General features: G+C 73.9%; 9 protein-coding genes and 1 tRNA gene. 2 read left to right on the top strand and 8 right to left on the bottom strand.

Annotated features, from left to right (window positions below; genetic code table 11):
* Positions 1 to 3 precede the first annotated feature (3 nt).
* Entirely contained in the window at positions 4 to 1,113 is a 1,110-nt protein-coding gene (locus ACZ4Z2_RS01915) for an LLM class flavin-dependent oxidoreductase (protein ID WP_468071323.1), read from the top strand.
* Between the two features lie 47 nt (positions 1,114 to 1,160).
* Here ACZ4Z2_RS01915 and ACZ4Z2_RS01910 read toward each other — a convergent pair whose 3' ends face one another.
* Positions 1,161 to 3,068, bottom strand: coding sequence for a putative bifunctional diguanylate cyclase/phosphodiesterase (locus ACZ4Z2_RS01910; RefSeq protein ID WP_468071321.1), 1,908 nt, complete (start codon positions 3,066 to 3,068; stop codon positions 1,161 to 1,163).
* A gap of 375 nt (positions 3,069 to 3,443) precedes the next feature.
* Here ACZ4Z2_RS01910 and ACZ4Z2_RS01905 point away from each other — a divergent pair, with 375 nt between their 5' ends.
* Positions 3,444 to 4,985 carry a M6 family metalloprotease domain-containing protein gene (locus tag ACZ4Z2_RS01905; protein ID WP_468071319.1) on the top strand — a complete coding sequence of 514 codons (1,542 nt, stop codon included), beginning with the start codon at positions 3,444 to 3,446 and terminating at the stop codon, positions 4,983 to 4,985.
* Positions 4,986 to 5,065: 80 nt separating this feature from the next.
* On the opposite strand, the gene ACZ4Z2_RS01900 is transcribed toward ACZ4Z2_RS01905, so the two are convergent.
* The 7 genes from ACZ4Z2_RS01900 to ACZ4Z2_RS01870 all read right to left on the bottom strand — a co-directional run bounded on the left by ACZ4Z2_RS01900 (position 5,066) and on the right by ACZ4Z2_RS01870 (position 11,764).
* A tRNA-Lys gene (locus tag ACZ4Z2_RS01900) sits at positions 5,066 to 5,139 on the bottom strand.
* Positions 5,130 to 5,783: a hypothetical protein gene (locus ACZ4Z2_RS01895; RefSeq protein WP_468071317.1), complete on the bottom strand. Its 654-nt coding sequence runs from the start codon at positions 5,781 to 5,783 to the stop codon at positions 5,130 to 5,132. The genes ACZ4Z2_RS01900 and ACZ4Z2_RS01895 overlap by 10 nt, the downstream gene beginning before the upstream one ends.
* Positions 5,784 to 6,079: 296 nt before the next feature.
* Positions 6,080 to 6,442 (bottom strand): hypothetical protein, encoded by a 363-nt coding sequence (locus tag ACZ4Z2_RS01890; protein WP_468071315.1) that lies wholly within the window; start codon positions 6,440 to 6,442, stop codon positions 6,080 to 6,082.
* A gap of 181 nt (positions 6,443 to 6,623) precedes the next feature.
* Positions 6,624 to 7,967 (bottom strand): AAA domain-containing protein, encoded by a 1,344-nt coding sequence (locus tag ACZ4Z2_RS01885; RefSeq protein WP_468071314.1) that lies wholly within the window; start codon positions 7,965 to 7,967, stop codon positions 6,624 to 6,626.
* The gene (locus ACZ4Z2_RS01880) at positions 7,964 to 9,583 is read right to left on the bottom strand and encodes a hypothetical protein (RefSeq protein WP_468071312.1); all 1,620 of its coding nucleotides are present in this window, start codon (positions 9,581 to 9,583) and stop codon (positions 7,964 to 7,966) included. Before ACZ4Z2_RS01880 ends, ACZ4Z2_RS01885 begins: the two co-directional genes overlap by 4 nt.
* On the bottom strand, positions 9,574 to 10,725 hold the full coding sequence (locus tag ACZ4Z2_RS01875; protein WP_468071674.1) for a hypothetical protein: 1,152 nt from the start codon (positions 10,723 to 10,725) through the stop codon (positions 9,574 to 9,576). The genes ACZ4Z2_RS01880 and ACZ4Z2_RS01875 overlap by 10 nt, the downstream gene beginning before the upstream one ends.
* Positions 10,676 to 11,764 carry a phosphatase PAP2 family protein gene (locus ACZ4Z2_RS01870; protein ID WP_468071310.1) on the bottom strand — a complete coding sequence of 363 codons (1,089 nt, stop codon included), beginning with the start codon at positions 11,762 to 11,764 and terminating at the stop codon, positions 10,676 to 10,678. The genes ACZ4Z2_RS01875 and ACZ4Z2_RS01870 overlap by 50 nt, the downstream gene beginning before the upstream one ends.
* Positions 11,765 to 11,818 lie beyond the last annotated feature (54 nt).

Raw genomic sequence — 11,818 nt, 5'->3', positions numbered from 1 at the left:
GCCGTGACCGCAGACGAGATCCGAGGCACGACACACGGCACCGCCCCGGTCCCGCTCTCCGTCCTCGATCTGGTCACGGTCGGCGTCGGCCGCACCGCCACCGACGCCCTGCGCACGAGCGTCACCCTCGCCCGCCAGGCGGAGGACCGCGGCTACCACCGCTACTGGGTCGCGGAACACCACTCCATGCCCGGCGTGGCCTCCTCCTCCCCGGCCGTGATCCTCGCCCACCTCGCGGCCCACACCACCCGCATCCGCCTCGGCTCCGGCGGCGTGATGCTCCCCAACCACGCCCCCCTGGTCATCGCGGAGCAGTTCGGCACCCTGGAGGCCATGGCCCCCGGCCGCGTCGACCTCGGCCTCGGCCGCGCCCCCGGCACGGACGGCGCCACCGCCGCCGCCCTGCGCCGCTCCGCCCGGCTCCACGAGGGCGCCGACGACTTCCCCGAGCAGCTCGCGGAGCTGACCCGGTTCCTGGACGACGACTTCCCCGACGGCCACCCCTACCGCCGTATCCACGCGGTCCCGGGCCCGGTGCAGGGCACCTCGCCCGGCGGTGTGCAGTCCCCGCACCGCCCCCCGATCTGGCTGCTGGGCTCCTCCGGATTCAGTGCCCGCCTGGCCGCCGAACTCGGCCTGCCCTTCGCCTTCGCGCACCACTTCTCCGCGCGGAACACCATCCCGGCCCTCGACCTGTACCGCGAGTCGTTCCGCCCCTCCGCCGTGCTCGACGCCCCGTACGCGCTGATCGGGGTCTCGGCCCTCGCCGCCGACGAGGAGAAGGAGGCCCGCCGCCAGGTCAGGGCCGCCGCCCTGAACATGGTCCGGCTGCGCACCGGCCGGCCCGGCCTCGTCCCGACCCCGGAGGAGGCGGAGGCGTACCGGTTCAGCGCGGTCGAACAGGACTTCATCGACTCCTGGAACGCCGACGTGATCCACGGCACCGTCGACGAGGTCCGCACCCGCCTCGACGACCTCCAGAAGCGCACCGGCGCGGACGAGCTGATGCTCACCACCCACGCCCACAGCCCCGACCTGCGCCTGCGCTCCTACGAACTGATCGCGGACGCCTACGACCTGCCGCGCGTCCCCTCCGCCGAAGGTGCTCGGTAGGCGGCCACGGCCTCGGGGGCCGTACCGCAGGTGCTCGGTAGGCGGCCTCAGCCCTGGGGGCAGGCCGCGGTGCCCAGCAGTTCGCCGATCCGTTCGGGCGACACCGCGCGGGAGTACAGCCAGCCCTGCCCGGTGTCGCAGCCGAGCCTGCGCAGCCGGGACGCCTGCGCGTCGGTCTCCACGCCCTCCGCGGTGACGGTCAGCCCGAGCCGGTGGGCGAGCTGGACGAGGGCCTCGACGATGATCTCGTCGGCGGGGTTGGGCACCCCGTCGTCCCCGGCCCCGCCCTCCTGCGGCGTCTCGTACTGGAAGCCCCGCACGAACGCCCCGTCCAGCTTCAGCACCGACACCGGCAGCCGGCTCAGGTAGGCGAGGTTGGAGTAGCCCGTGCCGAAGTCGTCGATGGCGATACGGACCCCCATGTCGCTGAGGGCCTTCAGGGCCTGCAACGGGCGGCCCGCGGAGCCCATCAGCGCGGACTCGGTGAGTTCGAGCTGGAGCAGGTGCGGGGCGAGGCCCGTCTCGGAGAGGATCTCGGCGACGTCGGCGACGAGGTCGGAGTCCCAGACCTGGCGCACGGCGACATTGACGCTGACGAAGATGGGCGCCCGGCCGGGGTGGTCGAGCTGCCAGCGGCGGGCCTGCCGGCAGGCCGTCGCGAGGATCCAGCGGCCGAGCTGGACGATCGAACCGTCCTCCTCCGCCAGTGAGATGAACCGATTCGGCGTCAACAGGCCGAACTGCGGGTGATGCCAGCGCACCAGCGCCTCCACCCCGCGCACCTCGCCCTGCGCCATCCCCACCAGCGGCTGGTACTCCAGGACGAACTCGCCCCGTCCGACGGCCGCGCGCAGTGTGGACGACAGTGCCTGACGGGTCATCCGGTGGGCGTTGCGCTCCGGATCGAACAGTGTCCAGCGGGACTTGCCGTCGGCCTTCGCCCAGTACAGCGTCGTGTCCGCGGCCTGCATCAGCCCGGTCGCCGTGGTGCTCGCCGACTGCCGCTCCACCACCCCGATCGACGCCGACACCGACAGCCGCTGCCCGGCGAGGTCGAACGGTGCCTGGAGGGTCCTGAGCACGGACTCGGCCAGATCGGCGAGTTGCTCGGTGCCGGTGGAGTCCTCGACCAGCAGGGCGAACTCGTCACCGCCGAGCCGCGCCACCAGCGGGGTCGCGGCCGCGGTGCCCGCCGACCGGGCGTAGGCCGCCGACTCGGCGCACCGGGTGAGCCGTTCGGCGACGGCCGAGAGCAGCCGGTCGCCGACACGGTGGCCGAGGGTGTCGTTGACCGCCTTGAATCCGTCGAGGTCCAGATAGACCAGGCCGATCCGGCCGGTGCCGGACTCCTCGTAGGCGTCCCGCTCCAGGGCGGCGGCCAGCCGTTCGAAGAAGAGGGTGCGATTGGGCAGCCGGGTCACGGGATCGTGCAGCTGCAAGTGCTGGAGTCTGGCCTGAAGTTGACGGTTGGCGCTGATGTCGGTCACCGAGAGCAGGACCGCGCCCTCCTCCTCGGGCAGCGGCGCCACCGACACCTGGACCCACAGGGAGGTCCCGTCGGGCCGTTTGAGCCGGCGTGTGCAGCGCAGCCGCGCCTGCCGTCCGCGCAGCACCTCGCGGTACGCGTGCCAGGTGCGGGTGTCCGCGGCCAGGTCGACCAACTCGGCCGCGACGCGCCCCGCCAGCGGTCCGGCCCCGTTGCCGAGGAGCGTCTCCATCGCCGTGTTCGCGGTGACGACCCGTCCCTCCCGGTCGACGACGGCCATGGCCAGCGGCGCCGCGGAGAAGGCGGAAGGGGTGCTCTCGACCACCGCCTGCGCCGTCGCGTCCGACGTGTCCGCCGCGCCCGCCGGACCCGACGCGGTCGACGCGTCCGGCGCTTCCGTGTGACGCTCCGTAGTCGCTGACCGGACGAGATCTGCCGCGGGCGCCGGCCCTTGGGACGTTCCGCTCACCGTTCGCTCCCGCAGTCCACTCGTTTTTCGTACGGATCTCGATTGTGTAGTCGGAGCGGCCGAACTAAGTGCGAAGGGCGCTCTGGCCGTGTCCGTGCAGGAAAGTGTGCCGATCATAGAGGTTGCCCTCGGGGCCTTCTAGCCACTCTCCAGTCTCCCTGAACAACGACCTGATCTGACAGATCGTTTCTGCCCCGAGCTGAACGGCTTCCCGGAACCGTCGACCGCTTGTGACGTTCCGTGAGTGCACGGGGTGTCGGCCCGAGGGGACTGCACGACCGTCGCTCACCCGTCTGGTGCAGACAAACAGGGCAAAGTACTACTAATTCGGAAAATCTGGACGCGGCGTCCCCAGACTCGCGTTCGGAGGTCCTCGTGCAGCGTCCGCACCTTTGGAAGGGACCTCTCGGGCCGGGCCTCCTCGACGGCCGTGTGCCCACACTGCGCGGCACGGCGGCCATGCTGACCTCGCTGACCGCCCTCGCCGCGACCTCCCTGATCGCGGCTCCCTCGGTCGCCGTCCCCCTGTCCGAGGCGTGCGTCCTGCGCAGGACGCAGGCGCATCACTCGGAGGGCCTCGACACCTGGAACTCCGCCTACCCGCGCCCCACGCGCGACCTCGACGCCGTACTGGTGTTCCTGTCCTTCCCGGACTCCGCTCCCGTCACCAGCCCGGCCCAGCTGACCGCCGATCACTTCCCGGAGACCAGCCAGTTCTTCGCCCGCGCGTCGTACGGAAAGTTCGCCCTCCGTCCGCATCCGCACCGTGAATGGCTGCGGATGCCGCGGCCCTCCACGTCGTACGCCATACAGCGGGACTGGAACGCGCCGCACCGGGCCGCCTATCTGAGGGACGCGCTCGCGACCGCCGACCCGCACATCGATTTCTCCCGCTACGACATCGTGTACTTCATCGCCGACCCGCACGCGCCCGGCGTCGACTCGGACGCGACGAAGGTGGTGAACCTGGACGCTCCGCTGGAGGTCGACGGGACGGGTCTGCGCCGCGTCGTCACGGTGTTCGAGAAGCATCCGCCGGACCGCCTCGTCCTCGCCCATGAGACCGGTCATGTCTTCGACCTGCCCGACCTCTACCGCCGCCCGGTCGACGGCAAGGGCGACTGGGACACCCATGTCGGTGACTGGGACCTCATGGGCAGCCAGTTCGCCCTCGCCCCCGACTTCTTCGCCTGGCACAAGTGGAAGCTGGGGTGGCTCGAACCGCACCAGGTGGCGTGTGTGCGGGGGGCCGGTGTCACCCGTGTGACGTTGGAGGCGGTGGGGGCGGGTCCGGCGCGTACTGCCGAGGGCACGGCGCAGGCCGGGACCGCCGCGGCTGGGTCCGCCGCGGCGGGAGGGGGCGCGGCGGGAGGGGGCGCGGCGGGAGGGGGTGCGGCGGGAGGGAGTGCGGCGGGAGGGGGTGCGGGTGGTAGGGGTGCGGTCGGCGACGGTTCGGGGCCCGCCTCGGACGTCGGTGGTGCGGCCTCGGGGGCGGGTGGCGCGGCGTCCGGGGCCCGCGGTTCCTCCGAGGTGCTCGCGTCGGCCGGCGCGCAGGCGTTCGGTGCCGGCCGGGGTGCGAAGCTGGCGGTCGTCCGTACGGGCTCCGACACCGCCCTCGGCATCGAGGTGCGCGGAGCGGTCGGCAACGACTCCACCGTCTGCGCGGAGGGCGTCCTCGTCTACCGCGTCCGCAGCGGCGCGGAGTCCGGCAACGGCCCCATCGAGGTCCTCGACGCCCACCCGCTCACCGGCGCCTGCTGGAACGAGTCGGTCTATCCGCCCCTCGCCGACGCGCCGGTGCGGGTGGGTGAGACCTTCACGGTGCCGGGGGAGGGCGTCCGCGTCGAGGTGGAGGGCCGTACGCCGTCCGGGGAGTGGACGGTGAAGATCACGACGATGGGCACGCAGGCGGGGTGAGGAGAGGCGGGGTGGGGGCCGGGGGAGGGAAGGCGGTAACGAAGAAGCCCCTCGCTGTCGCGAGGGGCTTCTTCGTGTCGTGCGCCGCCAGGGACTCGAACCCCGGACCCGCTGATTAAGAGTCAGCTGCTCTAACCAACTGAGCTAGCGGCGCCTGCTGACGTCGTAGACCTTAGCACCCTGATCGGCGGGAGGAAAAATCGATATCCGCAGGGTCGCGGAGGTGCTCGCCCGGGCCGCGCGCACGGCCGCCCAGAGCAGAACCTCGGGCCCCGGAAGCCATGGCTGCCGTGTGTCGGGGGCGACGACCCAGCGGGAACCAGGCCGGGCGACGGGGAGGGCCGGGACGGTGGCCGTGTCGCCGGCGGCGTGGCGGGGGAGGGCCGGGACGGTGACCGTGTCGCCGGTGCCGTGGCAGAGGAGCGGCGGGACGGCGCCCGTGCGGCCGGGGGAGCTCCACTCCTCCCACTCCAGCAGGGTGGGCAGCCGGTGGGCGGTGCCTGGGCAGGCGAAGAGGAGCATCCGCCCGCGGTACACGGCGACCGGGCCGGAGCCCGGTCCCTCGGTCCACAGCCGGTCGAGCATCCGCCGCCCGAAGAGCGCGGGGGCGCTGACCACGTCGAACACCGTCCCGCAGGGCAGCACCAGCGGCGTGGCCGGCTGCTCCTCCCGCGGGGCCGCCGAGGGGCGCCGCCGATACGTTCCTGCCGAGGCCAGCCATGCGGCTCCCTCCGCCGTCACGCCCGTGACGTCGACCCGGTCCTGTGGATACCTGCCCGCATCAGCTCCAGCGCTCATACCCCCTGGTCTACCGCCCGTCACCGCCCGATTCCCCAGGGTTGCGGGAATTTCGTACGCGAGGGAGGCAAGTGGGGTATCTTGCCCGCCCGGCATATGCCAGGAGGTGTTTCGGGGCTCGGCGGAAGGGTGAGGCCAGCGGCGCGGCGCCGAGGGGCCCGGTCGTCCGAGCGTCCGGTGGTCCGACGTCTGGCCGGCCGGACGTCCGGCGGGTGGCCTGGTGTCCGGGTGTCCGGCTGGAGGTGTCCGGGTGCCGGGTTTCCGGTCAGAGCGTGGTCCGGGTGGCGGGCTTCCGGTCAGAGCGTGTCCGGCCCGCTCACGTCCCGCCCCCGCTGCAGATCCCGCCCGAAGTCGACCATCTTCTTCGCGTAGTCCTCGGTCCACTCCGCCCGCTCCGCGATGTCCGCCGCGGTCAGACGGTCGAACCGCCGCGGATCGGCCAACTGGGCCGCCGCGATCGCCTGGAACTCCACGGCCCGGTCGGCCGCCGCCCGGAACGCCTGCGCCAGCTCCGTCGCCCGCGACAGCAACGCCCGCGGATCGTCGATCGACTCGAGATCGAAGAAGTGCTCGGGGTCTCCGGCCGCCTCCGCCGGCTCGAAGAGCAGGGGCGCGGGGCGTAGCCGCGGTTCGTGCCGACGCGGCGTGGGCTCCGCCATGTCTTCTCCTCCTCGTACGACGGTGCACGGGGCCTGTCCCCGGGGGTGTCCCCCGGAAGGGCCACCGTCCATTGTCACGTGGCCGCGCAAGTAGGCATAGAAACGAGCCGACCCCGCCCGCGCGCCCCCGTGCCTATGGCTTCCGCCCACGTGGTGTTCCTCCAGCTCGGCCGGCACCCGGTCAGGGGTGGTACGCCACGCGGTGTTCCCCCAGCTCGGCCAGCACCGCGTGGTTCGCCTCCCAGCCGTCGGGGAACTTGACCGTCACGCCGAGTTGGACCGGCTCGGTGGACGGGTGGTCGTCCAAGAGGTCGGTCACTCCCGCGCGGCAGACGACGATGCAGGCGTGCCGGTGGCGGGAGGCGAGGACGCACAGGCGTCCGGTCTCCAGGTGGAAGGCCGTCGCGTCGGGGCGGCCGGAGAGCGGGTGCAGGACCACGGTGACGTCGTACTCCCGGCCCTGGAGCCGGTTCGCGGTGTCGACCACCACGTCGGACACCCCCAGCTCGGCCAGCGCGGAGCGCACCGCGGCGGCCTGGTCGCGGTGGGCCGTGCCGACGGCGATCCGCTCGGCGGTCAGCGGCACCGGCTCCTCGGCCCGCTCGGACGTCGCCGCCCCGCCCCGGTCCAGCAGCCGCCGTACGACCAGCGCGACCGCCCGTACCGCCTCGGGGTCGGTCCGGGGCGTGTGGCGGGCCGGCAGCTCCAGCAGCCCCCACCCCGACTCGGCGGCCTCGTCGATGACCCGGTCCGGGCCGGAGCCGTCGGACGGCACCGCGAAGGCGAGCCTCCGGTCCCCGTGCCCCGTCCCGCTGCGGAACGGCGTGAACGGGTAGAACGCGTCGGAGACGAGCGGCGCGGCCGACGCCGGGAGCCGCCACGACACCGGCAGCCGGTGCTGGGGCAGCTCGGGGTTGTGCGCCAGCAGGGTCGTCACCGCCGAGGCCGACGGGTCGTACGACAGCCCCGCCCACTGCTCGCTGCCCACGATCGAGAACGGGTCCAGCTGCCCGGGGTCGCCCACGAACAGCGCCCGCTCGAACAGCCCCGCCACGGCCAGCAGCGCGTCCGACCGCATCTGGTACGCCTCGTCGACGATCGCGTGCCGCCACGGCTCGACGCCCTTGACGTGGGCCCACTTCGCGGCCGTGGAGATCACCACGTCGAGGCCCGCCAGCTCGGCCGCCTTCGTGGACTTCTTCACGTTCGGCAGGGCGTCGAGCGCCTTGTCGTACGGGTCGGAGTCACTGCTGTGCAGCCGGCCCACCGGCAGCTCGGGGTCCTTCTCCGCGAGCCGGATCACCAGATCGTCCACCTGCGCGTTCGTCTGCGCGATGATCATCAGCGGGCGTCCGGCGGAGGCCAGCTCCAGCGCGGCGCGGACGACGAGCGTGGACTTGCCGGCACCGGGCGGCGAATCGACCACGACCCCGCGGTGCGTGCCGTGCAGGGTGTCGCGCAGGATCGCCTCGGTGGCCCGGCCGGCCGCGGCCCCCGGGTCGAGCACCGCCTCGGCGCTGGTCACAGGACGTCCTCCTCGGTCACCGGGTCCGGCAGCGGTACGGCGGCGGACTCACCCCGCGGCCCGCCGTGCGTCCACGGGGTGTCCTCGGGCTCGGGCAGCTTCGCCCCGCCCCGCTGGTCGTGCTCGAACAGCGTGAAGCAGAGCCGGTCGCCCTTCTCCGGGACCGACCCCACCTCGGGCTCCTTGCCCCGCCCCATCTTGTCCATGATCCGCAGCACGAGCAGCACCCCGCCGCCGTCGCCGCCGTCCTGGGGATCCTCCTCGGCCGCCACGAACTCGGCGGTCTGCGGCTTCCCGCCCAGCGAGCGGTACACCTTCACGCGCTCCCCGAGATGCGGCCGGTCCTGCGTCCGCACGGTGACCAGCGGCCGGGGGCTCGGCCGCCTGCCCTCGCTGTACGCCATCACGACATCCGTGACCTCACCGGCGAACGCCTCCCCGGACAGCCGCCGCCCCGCCATGACCAGCGGGTCGTCGAGGGCCTCCTGGGCGTCGAGCCGGGCCTGCTCCCGCTCCCGCGCGGCCAGTTTGTTCGCGGCGGTGACCGCGTCGTCGATACGGGGCTGCGGGGGCTCCCCGGCGACGATCCGGTCCCGGTGACCGGTGAACGACCAGCGGTCCCGGGTCCACCGGTCGGCCGCGTGGGCGCCCTCCGGCAGGGCGCGCAGCAGATCGAGGCCGTGCCACACGAGGTCCCAGGTGGGCCGGGTGCGGCTCTCGACGAGGGCGCGGATCTCCCGCTCGGCGGCGGTCAGCGCGCCGAGGCGCGCGTCGGCCTCCAGCCCGTCCTCCGCGGCGGCCAGCGCCAGCCGCGCCCGGTCGTACCGCTCGATGGCCGGGGCCAGCAGCTTGTTGTCGAACGCCGGGTCGGTCGCGGGACCGGCGGGCGGGCACAGCAACTGGCCCTCGGCGTCCCGCGCCAGCTCGGCCCGCCGCGCCGCCGCCTCGCCCGACTCGCCCTCCGGCGGGTCGATCCAGGCGAGCAGCGACGCGAGGTGCTGGTCCTCGACGCCGGACTGCCCGGTCGCCCAGTGCCGCGACAGCAGATCGGTCAGGGCGAGCAGCAGCGAGGAGCCGGGCACCCGGGCCCGCTCCCCGAAGTGCGTGAGCCACCGCCCGAGCAGCGGCACCCGCGGTGGCGCCGGGTAGGGCGCCTCCGGGTCCTGCTCGGCGGTGCGCCGGAACCGCGTGGAACGCCCGAGGAGCCGGACGAAGTCGATACCGGTGCGGCTCGGCACGATCAGCTGCGGGGCGTCCGCGCACAGCTCGACCTCGACCTTGACCCGCTTGCCGGTCTCCGGGTCGGTCTCGCTGCGCTCGGCCGCCTCCACGACGTCCGCGAACGCGTCCACGTAGGGCAGCACGACGTCCGCCAGCTCGGCCAGGAACGCGAACCGCAGGTCGCGGTCGCGGGGCTGGGGGACGACCAGCAGCCGGGGCGCGTCCCGGTCGGTGCCGACGAGGGCGCCGAGCGGGGCCCCGGCCTCACCGGCGGTGGTGAGCGGCACGAACACGAGGGGCCGTGCGGACAGATGCCGGTGCAGCACCGTGGCGGCGGGCTGGGCGCGGCCCGAGCTGATGGCTTCGAGCCGGGCGAGGGTGGCGATCAGCGACACACGGCCTCCTCGGCGACCGGGCCGGGCACACCGGCCGCCGCCAGGGCCTCCGCGCGCAGCTCCGCCGCCCGGCGCAGCGCCGCCACCGTCGGGTCGTCGGGGTCGCCCGCGAGGCCGTGGGCCGCCGCCAGGACGTCCTCCACGGTGGTGAGCCCGCCCAACTCGGCCCGCGCCGCGCGTCCCAGGGAGGTCACCGCGCCGTCCGCGCGGGAACGGGCCCGGCAGTGGAAGGCCAGCTCACAGGCGGCGAGGCACTCGGGGGCGTAGGTGGCGGAGAGGGACTCGACGGCGGCCGTCAGCTCGTCACGCGGGAGGTCGGGGGCGAAGCAGGTGCCCTCGGGGAGGGAACCGGCGATGTCCTCGATCCGGGTGAGCCGGGTCAACTGGCGGCGGGTGACCGCCCGTTGCTTGCGGACGTCCACCGCGGCGGCCGTGGGCAGGTTGGTGAAGTCCTTGGGGCACACCAGCAGCACCCGGTGGCGGACCGCGGGCGCGGGGTCGAGCCGGGCGGCCACCTCCTCCAGAGCCAGGACGTAGACCGCGGACTGGCGGGCGGCCGCGCCCACCTTCGCCGGGTCCGCCGAACCGTCCAGCATCGGGAAGGACTTGATCTCGACGACCGTCCAACTGCCGTCCGGGTGGACCACCACCGCGTCCGGTTCCAGGAAGGCGGGGGAGCCGGCGACGTCCAGCGCGACCATGGGGTGGTCGAGCAGTGCCCAGCCGCCCGCGTCGGTGGCCTCCTTCAGGGCCAGTGCCGTACGGGCGGCGCGACCCTCGGGGCCGACGGCGGCGAGGTCCGGGACGGACGCGCCGGCCGGTGGCTCGGCGCCCGGGTCCAGCTTCTCGTGCACGAGTCTCAGCAGCTCCGCGCCGCCGTCCGCCTTCACCCGGGCCTCGAAGGCGTTGCCCCGCATGAAGGCGAACTGGGACTGGCCGAAGGCGGAGGGCGAGCCGAGCGCGTCCGCCAGCACCGCCTTGTTCACCCCGGCGCCGTCCAGCAGGGCACGGCGCTCGCAGCCCGGGTTGGCCGCGAGCGCGGCGAGGGCGCGCGCGTCCAGCGCCTTCGGTGGGACCTCGGGGCCGCGCAGCTCAGCGAGCTGCTGCCGCAGCGCCGTCCCCTGCTTCCGAGGGGGCGGCACCCGGCTCGGGTTCGGTGATCCGCTGCCGTGGAATTCGCTCACCCGGCGAAGTCTGGCATCCGGCACTGACAATCGGGGACAGGGCGCCGTGAGAGGCCACCGTGACGGGGGTGACGGCGTCGTCCGCCGGCCCCTCCCGGCGCGGTCCGCCGTCGCCCTCGCCCCGGACCACGGGGCCGCCGTCCACGGGGCCGGCGTCGGCGCGGTCGCCGCCGGTCGCCGTGGGGCCGAGCGCGGCCCGGCACCGGTCCGCGGTCCGCAGCACCAGCGGCGTCAGCAGCAGCCCCACGCCCATCACGGCGGCGCCCGCCGCCGCGTCGAGGAAGTAGTGGTTCGCGGTGCCCATCACCACGAGCGTGGTGATCAGGGGGTACCCGACGGCCGCGACCCGCACCAGGCGCGAGCCTCCGCCGAAGCGCCACAGGATCACCCCGCACCACAGCGCCCAGCCGACGTGCAGGCTCGGCATCGCCGCGTACTGGTTCGTCATGCCGCCCAGGCCCCGGGGCGCGCTGGCCTCGCCGCCCCACCAGCCCCAGGAGCTGTAGTGCGCCATCGTGTCGACGAAGCCGTACCCCGGGTCGAGCAGCCGCGGCGGGCAGGTCGGGAGCAGGGTGAAGCCGATCAGGCCGATGAACGTGGAGGTCATCAGCCAGGTGCGGGCCGCGCGGTAACGCACGGCGTGGGACCGGAAGAGCCACACGAGGAGCACCGGAGTGACCAGGTAGTGCAGGGACGCGTACCAGAAGTCGGCGGGTATCCCTATCCAGGGCTCCCGGGTGAACAGGCGGTTCAGCGGATGCTCGGCGTTCAGGCTCAGCGCCTTCTCGAACCGCAGGATCGCCAGGCCGTGCTCGACCGCGCTCGACGTGTCACCCCGGGCGAGCAGCCGGCCCGCCGAGTACGCCCCGTACACCAGCAGGATCAGCGGCAGCTCGGTCCACCAGCGGAGCCGCGTGCGTGTGCCTGGCACTGCCTCGGTAACCGGTGCATCGGCCCTCTCGGTGACCGGTGCTTCGGCCGCCTCGGTCTGCGGCATCCGATCGCCCTCCCCCATCTGCGTCCACTGTGTTCATCCGTGCGCCGTGCGCGG

The sequence above is a fragment of the Streptomyces sp. NPDC030183 genome, from assembly GCF_055573455.1.
Note: the sequence above shows the minus strand (reverse complement) of the source record. Positions and strands in the feature narration are given on the sequence as shown.